The sequence below is a fragment of the Ruegeria sp. F11 genome (assembly GCF_056533855.1).
The window spans coordinates 202355-217950 of record NZ_JBQFOW010000006.1 but is presented as its reverse complement, the minus strand read 5'-3'; the positions used below and the strand labels follow the sequence as shown (position 1 = coordinate 217950).

At 58.4% G+C, this 15596-nt stretch carries 16 protein-coding genes and 3 tRNA genes; 12 read left to right on the top strand and 7 right to left on the bottom strand.

The window, feature by feature from the left end; all coding sequences use genetic code 11:
* The first annotated feature begins 163 nt into the window (after positions 1 to 163).
* From ACR0NJ_RS10180 to ACR0NJ_RS10160, 5 genes are all read left to right on the top strand, one after another.
* The gene (locus tag ACR0NJ_RS10180; protein ID WP_480817011.1) at positions 164 to 1165 is read left to right on the top strand and encodes a DctP family TRAP transporter solute-binding subunit; all 1002 of its coding nucleotides are present in this window, start codon (positions 164 to 166) and stop codon (positions 1163 to 1165) included.
* A 115-nt stretch (positions 1166 to 1280) separates the two neighbouring features.
* Positions 1281 to 1958 (top strand): TRAP transporter small permease, encoded by a 678-nt coding sequence (locus ACR0NJ_RS10175; protein WP_480817010.1) that lies wholly within the window; start codon positions 1281 to 1283, stop codon positions 1956 to 1958.
* Positions 1958 to 3334: a TRAP transporter large permease gene (locus ACR0NJ_RS10170; RefSeq protein ID WP_480817009.1), complete on the top strand. Its 1377-nt coding sequence runs from the start codon at positions 1958 to 1960 to the stop codon at positions 3332 to 3334. The genes ACR0NJ_RS10175 and ACR0NJ_RS10170 overlap by 1 nt, the downstream gene beginning before the upstream one ends.
* A gap of 147 nt (positions 3335 to 3481) precedes the next feature.
* Positions 3482 to 3793, top strand: coding sequence for a DMT family transporter (locus tag ACR0NJ_RS10165; protein WP_480817008.1), 312 nt, complete (start codon positions 3482 to 3484; stop codon positions 3791 to 3793).
* 68 nt (positions 3794 to 3861) lie between these two features.
* Positions 3862 to 4308 carry a nucleoside deaminase gene (locus ACR0NJ_RS10160; RefSeq protein ID WP_480817007.1) on the top strand — a complete coding sequence of 149 codons (447 nt, stop codon included), beginning with the start codon at positions 3862 to 3864 and terminating at the stop codon, positions 4306 to 4308.
* A 2-nt stretch (positions 4309 to 4310) separates the two neighbouring features.
* Here the strand turns inward: ACR0NJ_RS10160 and tpiA are convergent, their stop codons facing one another.
* Both tpiA and ACR0NJ_RS10150 read right to left on the bottom strand, forming a co-directional pair.
* Positions 4311 to 5060, bottom strand: a complete 750-nt coding sequence (gene tpiA / locus ACR0NJ_RS10155) for a triose-phosphate isomerase (protein ID WP_480817006.1) — start codon at positions 5058 to 5060, stop codon at positions 4311 to 4313.
* A gap of 91 nt (positions 5061 to 5151) precedes the next feature.
* Positions 5152 to 5517 carry a HesB/IscA family protein gene (locus ACR0NJ_RS10150; protein ID WP_480817005.1) on the bottom strand — a complete coding sequence of 122 codons (366 nt, stop codon included), beginning with the start codon at positions 5515 to 5517 and terminating at the stop codon, positions 5152 to 5154.
* A 218-nt stretch (positions 5518 to 5735) separates the two neighbouring features.
* On the opposite strand from ACR0NJ_RS10150, the gene ACR0NJ_RS10145 reads away from it, so the two are divergent.
* The gene (locus ACR0NJ_RS10145) at positions 5736 to 6077 is read left to right on the top strand and encodes a hypothetical protein (protein ID WP_480817004.1); all 342 of its coding nucleotides are present in this window, start codon (positions 5736 to 5738) and stop codon (positions 6075 to 6077) included.
* A gap of 227 nt (positions 6078 to 6304) precedes the next feature.
* Here the strand turns inward: ACR0NJ_RS10145 and ACR0NJ_RS10140 are convergent, their stop codons facing one another.
* The 3 genes from ACR0NJ_RS10140 to ACR0NJ_RS10130 all read right to left on the bottom strand — a co-directional run bounded on the left by ACR0NJ_RS10140 (position 6305) and on the right by ACR0NJ_RS10130 (position 7931).
* On the bottom strand, positions 6305 to 6667 hold the full coding sequence (locus tag ACR0NJ_RS10140) for an SUF system Fe-S cluster assembly protein (protein WP_480817003.1): 363 nt from the start codon (positions 6665 to 6667) through the stop codon (positions 6305 to 6307).
* A gap of 94 nt (positions 6668 to 6761) precedes the next feature.
* Positions 6762 to 7040, bottom strand: coding sequence for an NfeD family protein (locus ACR0NJ_RS10135; RefSeq protein WP_480817002.1), 279 nt, complete (start codon positions 7038 to 7040; stop codon positions 6762 to 6764).
* A gap of 3 nt (positions 7041 to 7043) precedes the next feature.
* Complete coding sequence (locus ACR0NJ_RS10130) at positions 7044 to 7931, bottom strand: SPFH domain-containing protein (RefSeq protein ID WP_480817001.1); 888 nt, start codon at positions 7929 to 7931, stop codon at positions 7044 to 7046.
* A 175-nt stretch (positions 7932 to 8106) separates the two neighbouring features.
* On the opposite strand from ACR0NJ_RS10130, the gene ACR0NJ_RS10125 reads away from it, so the two are divergent.
* The 4 genes from ACR0NJ_RS10125 (at position 8107) to lon (ending at position 13331) form a co-directional block, all read left to right on the top strand.
* Positions 8107 to 9018 carry a nucleoside hydrolase gene (locus ACR0NJ_RS10125; RefSeq protein ID WP_480817000.1) on the top strand — a complete coding sequence of 304 codons (912 nt, stop codon included), beginning with the start codon at positions 8107 to 8109 and terminating at the stop codon, positions 9016 to 9018.
* Between the two features lie 63 nt (positions 9019 to 9081).
* On the top strand, positions 9082 to 10212 hold the full coding sequence (tgt, locus tag ACR0NJ_RS10120) for a tRNA guanosine(34) transglycosylase Tgt (RefSeq protein WP_480816999.1): 1131 nt from the start codon (positions 9082 to 9084) through the stop codon (positions 10210 to 10212).
* Between the two features lie 90 nt (positions 10213 to 10302).
* Entirely contained in the window at positions 10303 to 10710 is a 408-nt protein-coding gene (locus ACR0NJ_RS10115; RefSeq protein WP_480816998.1) for a DUF6636 domain-containing protein, read from the top strand.
* Positions 10711 to 10922: 212 nt separating this feature from the next.
* The gene (gene lon, locus ACR0NJ_RS10110) at positions 10923 to 13331 is read left to right on the top strand and encodes an endopeptidase La (RefSeq protein ID WP_480816997.1); all 2409 of its coding nucleotides are present in this window, start codon (positions 10923 to 10925) and stop codon (positions 13329 to 13331) included.
* A gap of 50 nt (positions 13332 to 13381) precedes the next feature.
* Here the strand turns inward: lon and ACR0NJ_RS10105 are convergent, their stop codons facing one another.
* Together ACR0NJ_RS10105 and ACR0NJ_RS10100 are read right to left on the bottom strand one after the other, a co-directional pair.
* The gene (locus ACR0NJ_RS10105; protein ID WP_480816996.1) at positions 13382 to 14968 is read right to left on the bottom strand and encodes an APC family permease; all 1587 of its coding nucleotides are present in this window, start codon (positions 14966 to 14968) and stop codon (positions 13382 to 13384) included.
* Positions 14969 to 15088: 120 nt separating this feature from the next.
* Positions 15089 to 15163 (bottom strand) — tRNA-Val (locus tag ACR0NJ_RS10100).
* A gap of 212 nt (positions 15164 to 15375) precedes the next feature.
* On the opposite strand from ACR0NJ_RS10100, the gene ACR0NJ_RS10095 reads away from it, so the two are divergent.
* Together ACR0NJ_RS10095 and ACR0NJ_RS10090 are read left to right on the top strand one after the other, a co-directional pair.
* A tRNA-Asp gene (locus ACR0NJ_RS10095) sits at positions 15376 to 15452 on the top strand.
* Positions 15453 to 15496: 44 nt separating this feature from the next.
* Positions 15497 to 15573, top strand: a tRNA-Asp gene (locus ACR0NJ_RS10090).
* Positions 15574 to 15596 lie beyond the last annotated feature (23 nt).

The following is a 15596-nucleotide window of genomic DNA, read 5'->3' as shown; positions in this document are numbered from 1 at the left end:
ATCGGTTGTGTGTCTTAAGGGGCTGACAATAAACGGAAAAAAAGGATCATCCTCCCAGAGCCTGCAAAATGTTGTGTGAAAGGATTCGATTCGCTTCACTGCGCGCATCCGGCGTGAAACACGCGCCGATGGGATGAGCTTAGGAAGTCTGGGAGGAGAACAGATGAAAATCCTGACAACAGCAGCGACCGCTCTGGCGCTGACCGTCACCGCAACCGCAGGTTTTGCCGCCTGCGAAGAAGGTGAGATCGTCGTCAAGTTCGCACACGTGACGAACACCGACAAACACCCCAAAGGCATCGCAGCGTCGCTTCTGGAGCAACGCGTCAATGATGAGATGCAGGGCGTCATGTGCATGGAGGTCTATCCGAACTCCACGCTCTACAACGACGACAAGGTACTTGAGGCCATGCTGCAGGGCGACGTGCAATTGGCCGCGCCTTCGCTGTCGAAGTTTGAGAAGTTCACCAAGCAATTCCGCCTGTTCGACCTGCCGTTCATGTTCAAGAACATCGAAGCGGTTGATGCCTTCCAGGCCTCGGCCGACGGTCAGGCGATGATGGACAGCATGCAGCGCCGTGGCCTGCAGGGGCTGGCCTTCTGGCACAATGGCATGAAGCAGATGTCGGCGAACCAGCCTTTGGTTGAGCCCACAGATGCAGATGGCCTGAAGTTCCGCGTGCAGTCGTCGGACGTGCTGGTGGCGCAGATGGAAGCTATCGGTGGCAGCCCGCAGAAGATGGCGTTCTCGGAAGTCTATGGCGCGCTGCAGCAGGGCGTTGTGGACGGGCAGGAGAACACCTGGTCGAACATCTACGGCAAGAAGTTCTTTGAGGTGCAGGACGGCATCACCGAGACCAACCACGGCATCATCGACTATCTGGTCGTGACATCGGTCGACTGGCTGGACAGTCTCGAGCCTGACGTACGCGATCAGTTCATGACCATTCTGTCCGAAGTGAGCGAGACCCGGAACAAGGAAGCCTTTGCTGTGAACGAAGCGGCCAAAGCCTCGATCACCGACGCGGGCGGCATCATTCGTGAGCTGAACCCTGAACAGCGTCAGGCCTGGGTCGATGCGATGAAACCGGTTTGGGACAAGTTCGCCGGTGACGTGGGTCAAGACAAGATCGACGCCGCGCAGGCCATCAACGCCGGGTTCTAACTCGAGCAGAGGCCGCGCGTCCGGGGACTGGGGAGTTATGGACGCGCAGGCCGGGCGGGCCGTTTAAAGGCCCGCCACAACTTACTCTCATCACCAAAAATGCGGGGACAGAAAGATGTCTGGTACGAATCCCGGCCATAGCGGGCTGATCGACCATGTCGAAGAGACCCTTATCGCGTTACTTCTAGGCCTGATGACGGTCGTCACCTTTGCCAACGTGATCGCGCGGTTTGTCTTTAATTCCAATATCCTGTGGGCGCTGGAGCTGACAGTTTTCACCTTTGGTTGGCTGGTGTTGCTGGGCGCGTCTTATGCGGTCAAGAAGCACGCCCATCTCGGGGTGGACGCGATCCTGAACATGCTTGCACCGGCACCGCGCAGGGTTCTGGCGCTGATTGCGGTTGCCTGTTGTTTGGTTTTCTCCCTGCTGATGCTGAAGGGCGCGTATGACTACTGGGCCGTTTTTGCCGATCTGCCGCCGACCTCGGGCCGCTGGTTCCCGACCGGGTTCAATTTCGATGCGCGCAGTCAGAGTTTTTACGAGGTCGATGACATCCCCATGGTCGCGCCGCTGAGGTTCCTAGAAGAGATGATCAACTACGGCGAGGGTTATGAAAAACTGCCCAAGGTGGTGCCGTATCTGGTCCTCCCGGTGTCGATGCTGCTTCTGGTCATCCGTTTCGCGCAGGCTGCGGTGCAGATCTGGCGGGGCCAGACCGACCGTATCGTCGCCAGCCATGAGGTTGAGGACGAGATCGAAGAAGTGCGCGCTCTGCAAGGGGAGCATAAGTGATGGATGTTGTTCTTCTTTTCTCGATGGTCATTGGCCTGCTGCTGATCGGTGTTCCGATTGCGGTGGCGCTTGGCCTCAGCTCGACCCTGTTCCTGCTGATCTATTCCGACAGTTCGCTGGCATCGGTTGCTGGTACGTTGTTCGAGGCGTTCGAGGGGCACTTTACCCTGCTGGCGATCCCGTTCTTCATTCTGGCCTCATCCTTCATGACGACGGGCGGCGTGGCGCGGCGGATCATCCGGTTTTCGATTGCCTGTGTAGGGCATCTGCCGGGCGGTCTGGCGATTGCGGGTGTGTTTGCCTGTATGCTGTTTGCTGCGCTTTCCGGATCGTCTCCGGCCACTGTGGTTGCGATTGGTTCAATCGTCATCGCCGGGATGCGGCAGGTGGGCTATTCCAAGGAATTCGCGGCCGGTGTGATCTGTAACGCGGGCACGCTGGGCATCCTGATCCCGCCGTCGATCGTGATGGTGGTCTACGCGGCAGCAGTCGAGGTGTCGGTCGGGCGGATGTTCCTTGCGGGCGTCATTCCGGGCCTGATGGCGGGTCTGATGCTGATGATCACCATCTATGTCATGGCCAAGGTCAAGAACCTGCCCAAGGGCGACTGGCTGGGGTGGGGTGAGGTCTTCACCTCGGCGCGCGAAGCCGCGTGGGGGCTGTTCCTGATCGTGATCATTCTGGGCGGTATCTACGGCGGTATCTTCACCCCGACCGAGGCCGCTGCGGTGGCCGCCGTCTACGCCTTCCTCATTGCCAGCTTTGTCTACAAAGACATGGGGCCGCTCAGCACGGAAGACGGGCAGCAGAACCTGCCGCTGATCAAGAAGCCTTACGCTCTGGTCACGGCGTTCTTCCACCCGGACACCAAGCACACCCTGTTTGAGGCTGGCAAGTTGACCGTGACCCTGCTGTTCGTCATCGCCAACGCGCTGATTTTGAAGCACGTGCTGACCGACGAGCAGGTGCCTCAGCACATTGCCGAGGCGATGCTGTCTGCAGGTCTGGGTCCTGTGACCTTCCTGATCGTGGTCAACGTGATCCTGCTGATTGGCGGTCAGTTCATGGAACCCTCGGGCTTGCTGGTGATCGTCGCGCCTCTGGTGTTCCCGATTGCCATCGAGCTGGGCATCGATCCGATCCATCTGGGCATCATTATGGTGGTGAACATGGAGATTGGGATGATCACCCCTCCGGTCGGTCTGAACCTGTTCGTGACTTCGGGCGTGGCCGGGATGCCGATGATGAGTGTCGTGAAAGCGGCTTTGCCCTTCTTGGCGGTGCTGTTCGTCTTCCTGATCATGGTTACGTATATCCCATGGATATCGACCTTCCTGCCCAACACTTTCATGGGGCCGGAAATCATAACGAACTAGATACGTTTGAAACCGGGCGGAGAACTCCGCCCGGTTTTTTCTAGGGCCCTTGAAACGTCGGTTGGCGTTCTTAGGTAGAGGGCCGAGGACGACCTCTCCGTCATGGAAAGCGATTTCGGGACGACCCGAACTGTCGGAGGGTCTGTCATGGCTTGGATTTTTCTTCTTTTTGCTGGCTTGCTTGAAATCGTCTGGGCGGTTGCGATGAAGCAATCGGCCGGGTTCACGCGGCTCTGGCCAACTGCGATCATGGGCGTGTCCATGGTGGGCTCGTTCGGCTTGCTGGCGCTGGCGATGCGGACGCTGCCGCTGGGCACGGCATATGTGATCTGGACCGGCATTGGCGCGGTTGGTGCGTTTCTCGTGGGCGTGATGCTGCTGGGTGAGGCGCTGACGCCGATGCGCATGGTGGCTGCGACCCTTATCATTTCCGGGATGATCGCCATGAAACTGGCCTGAGCGGGTAATTGACGGGGCCTTGGCGTTTGGGCAGGCTTGCGCCGAAAACAGCACCCGAGGCCCCGATCATGATGAGCGAAACTGATACCCGCCTGCTGCGCATTGCCTATGAAGAAGCCAAAGCCGGGTTTGATGAGGGCGGCTGCCCCATCGGCTCGGTTCTGTCGCGTGGCGGTAAGGTGGTTGCGCAGGGTCGCAATCAGCGCGTTCAGCGCGGCGACCCGATTGCACATGGGGAAATGGACGCTTTGCGCAAGGCAGGGCGGCAAAAGACCTATCGCGACACCGTGCTCTATACCTCGTTGTCGCCCTGCATGATGTGCACTGGCACGATTGTGCAGTTCGGCATCCCGCGCGTGGTCATCGGTGATACGCAGAACTTTGGCGGCAACGAAGATTTTCTGCGCGAACGCGGGGTCGAAGTCATCCTTGCGGAAGACCCCGATTGTATTGCCCTGATGAAGCGTTTTATCGAAGAAAAGCCCGAGCTGTGGGCTGAAGACATCGCGGAATAGGCTCAGACGCTTTCCAGCGCCCCAATGATGCCCGAGAAATCCTCGGCTTTCAGGCTGGCACCGCCCACCAGAGCACCGTCCACGTTTGACACCCGGAAAATATCGCTGGCATTGCTGGGTTTGACCGATCCGCCATACAGCAGGCGAACTGACCGGCCCACGCCTTCGCCAAAGCGGCGTTCCAGACGGGCGCGAATAAAATCGTGAACCTCTCCGATCTCTTCCAGTGTCGGAACTTTGCCGGTGCCGATGGCCCAGATCGGCTCATAAGCCACGATCAGGTTCTCTCCGGTCGACTGATCCGGGATCGAGCCGGACATCTGACCGCCGATGATGTCCAGAGTGTTTGCTGCTTCGCGCTGTTCCAAACTTTCACCGACGCAGATGATGGCCTTTAGCCCCGCATCCATGGCCGCGCGGGCCTTGGTGCGGACGTCTTCGTTCTGTTCGCCATGATCCACACGCCGTTCAGAGTGCCCAAGGATGACGGCACTGGCCCCCGCATCCAAAAGCATCGCGGCGCTGACATCCCCGGTATGGGCACCCGAAGCCTCGGCGTGGCAATCCTGCCCGCCGACACCTATCCCGGTGCCATCCGTGGCCGAGGCCGCGCGATGCAGCAGAGTAGCAGGGGGGCAGATCAGGATATCGACTGAAGGCGAGGGGTGCTTTTGCGCCAGCGCCTGAAGCTCGCTCAGCGCAGCGCCGGTTCCGTTCATCTTCCAGTTTCCAGCCGCCAGCTTGCGCCGCATATCCGCTTCTCCCTGACTGTTCGGTCGTTTAGGGACTCGGATAACACCCCCGGTCACTGGTTACAATTACGGGAGGTGTTCTTCGGGAGGTTCAGCCTTGCTGGGCCAGGTTTTCGTCGAACTTGATGGATTCGCCGCAGCCGCAGGCATCGACCACGTTTGGGTTTTTGAATTTGAACCCGGATTCGAGCAGCGACACCTCATAGTCGATCTCGGTCCCGAACAAGAACATCTGGGCCATCGGAGCAATCATCACGCGCGCGCCGTCTTGTTCGACCACCTCGTCATGCGGATCGGCCTCATCAACGTATTCCATGGTGTATTCCATGCCCGCGCAGCCGCCCTTCTTGACGCCAATGCGCAACCCGGCATGGCCGCCAGAGTCCATCAGGCGGGTAATCTGCTCAGCAGCTTTGGGCGTCATGGTCACGGCTTGTTTGCCGGGAATTCCGAACATCGTGGTCTCCGTTGTCGCGCGCTATCCCTAATTTAAGGGTGCCGAGCGGCAGGCTCAAGTCCGCGCGTGAATGGGATGCGAATTTTAGGCCCGGTAGGGCGCAAATGGGTCCGAGGAACCATTCCTTGCCTTTCAGGCGCAGATCGACTTAGCCTGACTGCAAAGCGGGTGTTCCGATCCGTAATCAGTCAACAGGTTTCTAAGAAAGGTTAAATGAAATGAGTGCGATGCGTGTAAAACCTAAAGTGTCTCAAGGTATCGGCGTGGCGGCTTTTGCAGCCACGATGCTGCTAACAGGTGCGGTTTCAGCGGCGACCGAGGACAAAACGCACCCGGTCAACTGTGCAACGGCCGAGGGTGACCTGCGCGCCATTGCGGCAGAGAAGAAACATGCGCAGGACCAACAGGTCGAAAGCGTCGCCGCAATCACGCCAGCGGGCGCGCTGCTGGGCTTGATCACGGGCACTGAAAACAAAAGATTGCAAATGTTGTCAGGAGATTACGTGAAAAAGCTCGATGAACGTGCGACCGAGATCAAAGCCACCTGTGGCGTCGAATAGCCCATCGGCAAAAGAAAAGGACCGTTCTCGGGCAAGAACGGTCCGTGTTCGGGGCCATCGGTATTTGGGGGCGGCTACTTAGTTATCGGCCCGGCGCAACCAGGGTCCAAATCGATTCTGGTCCGTTGGTGCGCCATATGTGTCGGGCAGAACCGTGACAGAGAGTGCACAGGACGGTAACAGGCTGATTACCGTTTTATGACAATGAATTAAGTCGTAAGGCGCGTTTACATGAAGCCAAGCTCAAGCCGGGCTTCGTCAGACATCATCTCCATACCCCAGGGCGGCTCCCACGTCAGTTCGACGTCCACCTCTTTGACGCCCGCAACGGGTTCGATGGCCTCCATGATCCAACCGGGCATTTCGCCTGCAACGGGGCAACCGGGTGCCGTCAGAGTCATGATCACCTTGACCGAATTATCCTTGGTGATGTCGATTGTGTAGATCAGACCAAGATCATAGATATTGACAGGAATTTCAGGGTCATAGACCGTTCGGCACGCCTCGACCACCGGTTCGTACAGGGGATGTTCAATCGTTGAGGGCGCGATCAGCGGTGTGCCTTCAAACTGTTCACTCGGATGAGTCATTGGTGCCTCGGGTCAGTTGCCTGAGTGATTATATAGGGAATACCCGCGACAGCGTCCAGAGGTGCGGTGGTGCCCAAACAGGGCACCGACTAGATCAATCGTTGATATCATGCTCGAAGGTTTTCACCTGACCACGCGGCAGGGCGAACATCCGGCGCAATATTAGCCACGCGGCCAGCGACAATACTGCGAAAATCAGCAGCAGGATCGGCAGTGAGGGCGCAACACCCGGGACGACTAGTATCACGCCGGTGATCGCCGCGCCGATGGCGAAGCCAAGAAAGATAAAGCCCGGCAGCACGACCTCGAGTATCCCCAGCGCCAGCGCGGCGGCCAGCCAGATCCACCAAGTGAGCCAGAAGGGGTCTGCCATCATTTACCTCCTTTTCAGCATTTTGAACGCATCGCCGAAGGCTTCAAGCGCGTTTGCAGGCACAACAATGGTTTGGCTGCCGGTTCCGTTGCCCAACGCGTTCAGCGCTTCGACCTGTTTCAGCGCAACTTGATACTGCGCGGCTTCGATGCCGTTGTCCTGAATTGCCTTGGCGACAACGCCGGTGGCATAAGCTTCGGCCTCGGCCTGAATACGGCGGGCTTTGGCGGTTTGCTCGGCGGCGTACAGTTCAGCATCGGCCTGCAGTTCGACCGAACGTTTCTGGCCCTCGGCCTCGGTCACCTGCGCGCGGCGGGCGCGTTCGGCGTTCAACTGCTGCAGCATCGCATCGCGGGTGGCCTGATCAAGGTTCACGTCCAGAATCTCGGCCCGGGTCACTTCGATGCCCCAGTCATCCACGGCGGTTTCGACGCTTTCCTGAATGCGTTCGATCAGTTGGGCGCGGTTCGATTGCACCTCATCCAGGTCCATTTTACCGATCTCGGCCCGGACGATCCCGGCAACGGTTGTGGCAATCGCGCCGTCCACGTCGCGGATACGATAGACCGTCTTTTCCGGTTCCAGAATGCGGTAAAAGACCGAGGTGTCGATTTGCACCAGAACGTTGTCCTTGGTGATCGCATCCTGCGTCGCATTCGGCAGCTGGCGTTCAAGAATGGATATCTTGTGACGCGCAACATCCAGAAATGGCACGATAAAATTGATTCCAGGCCCAAGGACCGAGTGCAAGCGACCGAACCGCTCGACCACGTATTTCTCGGATTGCGGGACGATCTTGATCCCTTTGAAAATAACGATGACCACCAGCACGGCGGCCAGCAGGTAAATGATGTTTGACGAAAGTAGTCCGATAATCATCTCTTCGTTCATATCTGCCCTCTTTTATTGTGTACTATAGTATACATATGTGGGTTGAGTCGCCGGATTTCAACTCTGGTATGGATGGAAACAGGCGCGATTCAAGTGTGAAAAGGGGGTTGAGCGGGGCGGTAATCCGGCGCTGTGACCGCTTTGCATCCCGGGGTGATTGCGGTATCGGGGCGGGATGAAACTGATTATCGACACGGATCCTGGCATAGACGATGCGATGGCTATTGCCTATGCCGCCGCAGCGCCTGAAATCGACCTGATCGGGCTGACCACCGTTTTTGGCAATACCCATGTCCACCAATCCAGCCGCAACGCCCGGTTTTTGTTGCACAAACTGGGCCTGAACGTGCCGGTGGCGGAAGGCGTTTCAGCCGCGCGGGATGCGGAGTGTCACTCGCCCTCGGATCATGTTCACGGGCCAGAGGGGTTTGGGGATTTCACCGATATTCCCGAGATTGGTGAGAACCACGCTCTGCCCGCTGCCGCCTTTCTGGTCGAGATGGCGCGCAGGCACGAAGGTGAACTGGTGGTGTGCGCCATCGGGCCGCTGACGAATATCGCGGATGCCATGCGGCTGGATTCGGAGTTCAGGCACAACCTGAAACGGCTGGTCATTATGGGCGGGGCGGTTTTCAGCCGGGGCAACATCACCGACCACGCCGAGGCGAATATCTATCATGACGTACAGGCCGCGGACGAGGTCTTTGCGACCCCGCCCGAAACGGTTCTGGTCGGGTTGGATGTCACGCTAAAAACCCTCTACGAGACGGCGGATTTTGAGGCGCTTGCCGAACGCTCTTCCGATATGGGGGCGTTCCTGCGCGATATCTCTCGATTTTACCTGAAGTTCTACAAGGACATAGGCGGGCTGGAGGGCTGTGGTCTGCATGACTCGACGGCCGTGATCGCCTGTACGCATGCACACATGTTCGACACGGTTCGCACAGGTCTGAGGGTCGTCGCCAGCGGCGATGAAACCGGCGCGACCCGCGCGGACACCTCGCGCCCGCCGGTGACCGTTTGCCGGGACGTGGACGGGGCAGGGGTGGTGCATCTGTTTACCGAACGTGTCGCCTCGCTGCCCTGACGGGTTGCAAAGACGGGTCGGATCGGGCAAATGCTGGCCGGTTCAGCGACCTGAGACGATGATATGACCCAGCAGTTTTCCTTTGACCTGAAAGCCACAGATGGCAAAGCCCGTACCGGCGTGATCCAGACGCCAAGGGGTGAGGTGCGCACACCTGCCTTCATGCCGGTTGGAACGGCGGCGACGGTCAAGGCGATGATGCCGGAAAGCGTGCGCGCAACTGGGGCGGATATCCTGCTGGGAAACACCTATCACCTGATGCTGCGGCCCACCGCCGAGCGGATTGATCGTCTGGGCGGTTTGCACAAGTTCATGAACTGGGACCGGCCCATCCTGACCGATTCAGGCGGTTTTCAGGTCATGTCGCTGGCAGGGCTGCGCAAACTCACCGAAAAGGGCGTGACCTTCAAATCCCATATCGACGGGTCCAAGCACGAATTGACGCCAGAACGGTCGATGGAAATCCAACGCCTGTTGGGATCGGACATCGTTATGTGCTTCGATGAATGCCCTGCGCTCCCAGCAGATCGCGACCGCATCGCCGAGTCGATGCGCCTCTCGATGCGGTGGGCGCATCGCTCGCGTGAGGCGTTTGGGGATCGACCCGGTCATGCCTTGTTTGGCATCATGCAGGGCGGGCTGGAGCGCGACCTGCGCGAAGAAAGCGCCGAGGCGCTGAAAACCATAGGTTTCGAAGGCTACGCAATCGGCGGTCTGGCCGTGGGCGAGGGGCAGGAGGCCATGTTCGATTGCCTCGACTACGCGCCCGATTTCCTGCCGACCGACAGACCGCGCTACCTGATGGGGGTTGGTAAGCCCGACGACATCGTGGGCGCAGTTGCGCGCGGTGTGGACATGATGGACTGCGTGCTGCCCTCGCGTTCGGGGCGCACTGGACAGGTCTTTACGCGGTTCGGAGTGGTCAACATCAAGAACGCCCGCCACGCCGATGATCCGCGTCCGCTGGACGAGGCGTGCTCGTGTCCGGCGTGCTCAAACTACTCCCGGGCCTATCTGCACCACGTGTTCCGCGCCAATGAGATGATCTCGGGCATGCTACTGACCTGGCACAACCTGCATTACTTTCAAGAGATCATGCAGGGCATGCGCGACGCGATTGCGGCGGGCACGTTCGAGGACTGGCAGGCGCAGTTCCACGCGCAACGGGCGCAGGGTGATATAGAGCCGTACTAAACCCCGACGCAGTGACAATCGGGCCGGTTGAAGGTACACTTTAGCCAGTTTCAGAACGTACCGTTTGTTTCATTAGCCTTTGGGGGTTTTATGTTCCGTTTCATCCTGTGCGCCATCATTTTCTGCGCAACGCCCGCAATTTCAGACATCTGGACCTTCGAAACGCCGTCCGAGAACATTCAATGCTCGGTCGGGGAAGGCCCCGTTAACTCGGATATCCAGTGTACCATTATCGAACGATACGGCCCTCCGGCTTTGCCGCGCCCGGCAAATTGTCAGTCGGATTGGGGGCATGATTTCCTGATGTTTAACACCGGCGGGGTTCAGATGCTCTGCCAACCCCTGAACCGCAATCGAGGCGGGTTCGATCGCGCCGAATATGGCGTCACAGGGCAGTTCGGCGGGTTCACCTGCCATTCTTCGACCAATGGGCTGGAATGCCGGAACCAGGATGGTCACGGATTCTTTCTGTCACGTGCCGTTCAGCGGGTATTCTGAGCGCTTTCCCGGCCGCCTCGACTAATTTCGGTGGATATGTCTGGCGGACGCCTTGCAGTCCGGAAAACCTCAGGTCATGCTGATACACGGGACATGGCGGTAAGGTTGAAACGGGCAAACAGGAGCCCCACCTTTATCGTCCAAGACAGGAGATGGCCAAAGGTTGCCTGAATCAGGGACCGGTGCCGTCTTGCCAACGATAAGGATTGAGCATGCAAGAGCCTCTGAATTCCTCATACCCCGTTCTTCCGCTGCGCGACATCGTGGTGTTCCCACATATGATCGTGCCGCTGTTCGTGGGCCGCGACAAGTCGGTCCGCGCACTGGAAGAGGTGATGCAGGATGACAAGCAAATTCTGTTGTCCAGCCAGATTGACCCCGGTGTCGATGACCCGGATGAGGACGGTATTTACCGGTCCGGTGTGCTGGCCAACGTTCTGCAACTGCTGAAGCTGCCCGATGGCACCGTCAAGGTGCTGGTCGAAGGTCAAGCGCGGGTGCAGATCACTGAATTCCTTGAAAACGAAGACTTCTTTGAAGCGCGGGCGGAGTATCTGACCGAGATCCCCGGCGACGTGACCACGACCGAGGCACTGCTGCGCACCGTCGCGGATGAGTTCGAGCGCTACGCCAAAGTGCGCAAGAACATCCCCGAAGAAGCCTTGACCGCCGTAGGTGAAACCACCGAGCCTGCGAAGCTGGCCGATTTGGTCTCGGGTCATCTGGGCATCGAGGTCGAGCAAAAGCAGGAACTGCTTGAGACGCTTTCGGTTAGCGAGCGGCTTGAAAAGGTCTATGGCCTGATGCAGGGCGAGATGTCGGTTCTGCAGGTCGAGAAAAAGATCAAGACCCGCGTCAAATCCCAGATGGAGAAGACGCAGCGCGAGTATTATCTGAATGAGCAGATGAAGGCCATTCAGAAGGAGCTTGGCGATGGTGAGGACGGCTCGAACGAAGTCGCCGAACTGGAAGCCAAGATCAACGAGACCAAGCTGTCGAAAGAAGCGCGCGAAAAGGCCGAAGGCGAGCTGAAAAAGCTGCGCAATATGAGCCCGATGTCGGCTGAGGCCACGGTGGTTCGCAACTATCTGGACTGGATTCTGGCATTGCCGTGGGGCACCAAGTCCCGGGTCAAAAAGGATCTGGGTCGTGCGCAAGACATTCTGGACGCCGATCATCATGGGCTCGAGAAAGTCAAAGAGCGGATCGTTGAGTATCTGGCGGTTCAGCAGCGTTCGAAAAAACTGAAAGGCCCGATCTTGTGCCTTGTCGGCCCTCCGGGTGTGGGTAAGACCAGCTTGGGTAAATCCGTTGCCAAGGCGACGGGACGCGAGTTCATTCGTATCTCGCTTGGTGGCGTGCGCGACGAATCCGAAATTCGCGGCCACCGTCGGACTTACATTGGCTCGATGCCCGGTAAGATCATCCAAGCGCTGAAGAAGGCGAAGACCACGAACCCGCTCATCCTGCTCGATGAAATCGACAAGATGGGGCAGGATTTCCGGGGCGACCCGGCGTCGGCGATGTTGGAAGTGCTCGACCCGGAACAGAACAACACGTTCATGGATCACTACTTGGAGGTCGAATATGACCTGTCCAACGTGATGTTCCTGACCACGTCGAACAGCTACAACATGCCTGGCCCTCTGCTGGACCGGATGGAAATCATCCCGCTGGCCGGTTACACCGAAGAGGAAAAGAGCGAGATCGCCAAGCAGCACCTGATCAGCAAGCAGGTCAAGAACCACGGTCTGAAAGCCAAGGAGTTCGAACTGACCGATGAAGCGCTGCAGAAGATCATACGCACTTATACGCGTGAGGCGGGTGTGCGAAACCTCGAACGTGAGATCGCGAAGGTGGCGCGGAAATCGCTGACCAAGATCATCAAGAAAGAGGCCGAAGCCGTCACGGTGACGCCCGACAATCTGGATGATTTCCTCGGGGTGCCGAAATTCCGCTATGGTCTGGCTGAACAGGACGATCAGATCGGTGTCGTGACCGGTCTGGCATGGACGTCAGTCGGTGGTGATCTGCTGCATATCGAGGCGCTGAAACTGCCCGGCAAGGGGCGGATGAAGACCACTGGTAAGCTGGGCGATGTGATGAAGGAATCCATCGATGCGGCCTCGTCTTATGTGCGGTCGATCTCGCCCCAGATCGGGGTGAAGCCGCCGAAGTTCGATTCGCTGGATATCCACGTGCACGTGCCCGATGGCGCAACGCCCAAGGATGGTCCCTCGGCGGGTTTGGCGATGGTGACGTCGATTGTCTCGGTCCTGACCGGTATTCCGGTGCGCAAGGACATTGCCATGACGGGCGAGGTTTCGTTGCGCGGCAATGCGATGCCAATCGGTGGTTTGAAAGAGAAACTGCTGGCGGCGCTGCGCGGTGGCATCAAGACGGTTCTGATCCCAGAAGAGAACGAAAAGGATCTGGCCGAGATTCCGGACAACGTGAAGGAAGGGCTGGAGATCATTCCAGTCACCCACGTCTCGGAAGTTCTGAAACAAGCCTTGGTCCGCGAGCCTGAACCTGTCGAATGGGACGAAGCCGCGGAAGAGGCTGCGGCGGCTGCGGCCAAGGCGACCGAAAGCTCAGGCCCTTCGGCGACAGCCCACTGAACTTGTGGTTAAGAACGGAAAAGGCGGGGACATCCCCGCCTTTTTTGTATTCAGAAGCCGATGACTGGTTTCTTGGCGTCCAAAATTTCTTCCTCGGCGATGTATTCCTGAAATTTCTCGTCCCGCAGCGCGGACCGCACGGCCAAACTGAAAATCACCACCGAAAACAAGACGCACAGAAGGATATCCCAACCGAACGGGATTTGTTTTAAAGAACCGTCCCCGAATTGCCCCAGGTAGGATATCAAGCCGATCCCTGCCAGATACGGGACCAGCCAGAGCGCCTCGGTCACGTCCATCTCGTCCAGCCGGTTGTGGAAGCGGGCCAGCAGCAGAACCAAACCGACGATCAGCGCGATGCCAAGGCGCCAGACCGTGTCCCAGCCGCTCCAGTAAACGACCAGCGTTGCGATGGCGAAGGCGGACACGGCGACTAACCTGACAGCAGGAATGCGAATGGAGCGGGGGTGGTCCGGCATCAACCGGCGCAGGCACACGACGGCGATAGGACCAACCGCAAAGGACAACACAATCGCCGCGCCGTTCAGAGCGATGACGGTTGTGAACGGAACCGTCAATAGGAACAGGATGCCGATCAGGAAATTGAGCGCCAAAGCCCAAAGGGGAACGCCAAACGAGGACAGCATCATCAGACGTTTCGGCAGGAAACCGTTTTTCGACAGCGCCATGGCGATCCGGGCGTTCGAGCCGGTGGCAACCAGCCCGTTCCCGAAGGGCCCGACCACCGAGCCGATGTTCAGAACGCTCAGGAACCAGACAAAGCCAACGGACATGATCACGCCGTCCAGCGGGCCTTGCCCGCCGAAGCTGAGGTTGGCCCAGCCGTCTTTCAGCATGCCCGGTTCAAGCGCGCCGATGAACGCGATTTGAAGGCCAAGGTAGATGGCTGCGCAAAGCACGATGGACAAAACCAGCGCAGCGGGGATGGCGAATTTCGGGTTCCGCACCTCTCCGGCCATATCGACCACATGGCGGAAGCCTATGAACGAGAAGATTACTCCTCCGGTCGAGACGGCAGCCATGATGCCTTGCAGCCCGTGGGGCGCGAAACCGTCGGGTTGTGTGAAGTTCTGAACCTCGAACCGGTTGGCAATCAGCAAGACTGACAAAACGACCGGAATCGCGATCTTCGCCCATGTCAGAGCCGCATTCACATGGGTGAAGAACTTGACCCCCAGCGCATTGACCGCGACGAACAGCAACATGAAGAACAAGGCGACCGCAATGCCCGCACCGGTCAAATCGCCTGTGTCTGCAGTGTGTAACCATGGGGCATAGGGCGCGAGGTATTTCAGCATCGCCTCAACCTCGATCGGGGCGGTGGTGTTGTACCCGATCCAAGCCGTCCAACCCATCGCCAAAGAGACGATGTTGCCGTGCGAAAACTGCGGAACCCGCGCGATGCCGCCGGGAATCGGCAACATGGCCGAAATCTCGGCAAAAGTGATGGCCAGGATGAACATGGCTGAAGCACCCATGATCCAGGACAGAATTGCGGCAGGACCTGCGTGTTGCACCGCCAGAAGCGGCCCAAAAAGCCAGCCGGACCCGATGATTCCACCGACCGAGATAAAGGTCAGTCCGACAAGGCCAATATCCCGCTTCAAACCGGCCACGCCGTCACCCCGTCTGCCATCGCCGATTGATCACACGGCAGTCAGAAAAGGATACGCAGGCTAATCGTTTTCTGACAAGCGCTTAGCGTCAACTCTGTCCGTCGAACGAAAGAATGGGAATGGTGGGTGATAACGGATTTGAACCGCTGACATCTTCGATGTGAACGAAGCGCTCTACCACTGAGCTAATCACCCGTGAGGCGGCGTCTTACAGCGTCTGAGTTTGGTGCGCAAGCCTGCAAAGTTCCGGAAGGTTTCTCTACCCGCAGTTTTTCGGGTTGACCGTGGCTTGGGTCCGACGGCATCAGGAAAAAATCAGGTTCGTCGAAAAAACTTCAAAACGCCGCTTGACGATGTCAGGGCGTAGCCATAATACACCCAAACGTTCAGCAATGAACGTGCAGCGGGCGGTTGTAGCTCAGTTGGTTAGAGTACCGGCCTGTCACGCCGGGGGTCGCGGGTTCGAGCCCCGTCAACCGCGCCATCGCTGCATTCCTTGGTCCAGGACATAGGCCACGATATAGATGCGCGGTTGTAGCTCAGTTGGTTAGAGTACCGGCCTGTCACGCCGGGGGTCGCGGGTTCGAGCCCCGTCAACCGCGCCACTTTCTTCCTTAAATTGTCAGTG

What these genes read in the sequence shown, in the direction of transcription:
- ACR0NJ_RS10180 (WP_480817011.1), top strand. Translation starts at nt 164, where the DNA reads ATGAAAATCCTGACAACAGCAGCGACCGCTCTGGCGCTGACCGTCACC.
- ACR0NJ_RS10175 (WP_480817010.1), top strand. Translation starts at nt 1,281, where the DNA reads ATGTCTGGTACGAATCCCGGCCATAGCGGGCTGATCGACCATGTCGAA.
- ACR0NJ_RS10170 (WP_480817009.1), top strand. Translation starts at nt 1,958, where the DNA reads ATGGATGTTGTTCTTCTTTTCTCGATGGTCATTGGCCTGCTGCTGATC.
- ACR0NJ_RS10165 (WP_480817008.1), top strand. Translation starts at nt 3,482, where the DNA reads ATGGCTTGGATTTTTCTTCTTTTTGCTGGCTTGCTTGAAATCGTCTGG.
- ACR0NJ_RS10160 (WP_480817007.1), top strand. Translation starts at nt 3,862, where the DNA reads ATGATGAGCGAAACTGATACCCGCCTGCTGCGCATTGCCTATGAAGAA.
- tpiA (WP_480817006.1), bottom strand. Translation starts at nt 5,060, where the DNA reads ATGCGGCGCAAGCTGGCGGCTGGAAACTGGAAGATGAACGGAACCGGC.
- ACR0NJ_RS10150 (WP_480817005.1), bottom strand. Translation starts at nt 5,517, where the DNA reads ATGTTCGGAATTCCCGGCAAACAAGCCGTGACCATGACGCCCAAAGCT.
- ACR0NJ_RS10145 (WP_480817004.1), top strand. Translation starts at nt 5,736, where the DNA reads ATGAGTGCGATGCGTGTAAAACCTAAAGTGTCTCAAGGTATCGGCGTG.
- ACR0NJ_RS10140 (WP_480817003.1), bottom strand. Translation starts at nt 6,667, where the DNA reads ATGACTCATCCGAGTGAACAGTTTGAAGGCACACCGCTGATCGCGCCC.
- ACR0NJ_RS10135 (WP_480817002.1), bottom strand. Translation starts at nt 7,040, where the DNA reads ATGGCAGACCCCTTCTGGCTCACTTGGTGGATCTGGCTGGCCGCCGCG.
- ACR0NJ_RS10130 (WP_480817001.1), bottom strand. Translation starts at nt 7,931, where the DNA reads ATGAACGAAGAGATGATTATCGGACTACTTTCGTCAAACATCATTTAC.
- ACR0NJ_RS10125 (WP_480817000.1), top strand. Translation starts at nt 8,107, where the DNA reads ATGAAACTGATTATCGACACGGATCCTGGCATAGACGATGCGATGGCT.
- tgt (WP_480816999.1), top strand. Translation starts at nt 9,082, where the DNA reads ATGACCCAGCAGTTTTCCTTTGACCTGAAAGCCACAGATGGCAAAGCC.
- ACR0NJ_RS10115 (WP_480816998.1), top strand. Translation starts at nt 10,303, where the DNA reads ATGTTCCGTTTCATCCTGTGCGCCATCATTTTCTGCGCAACGCCCGCA.
- lon (WP_480816997.1), top strand. Translation starts at nt 10,923, where the DNA reads ATGCAAGAGCCTCTGAATTCCTCATACCCCGTTCTTCCGCTGCGCGAC.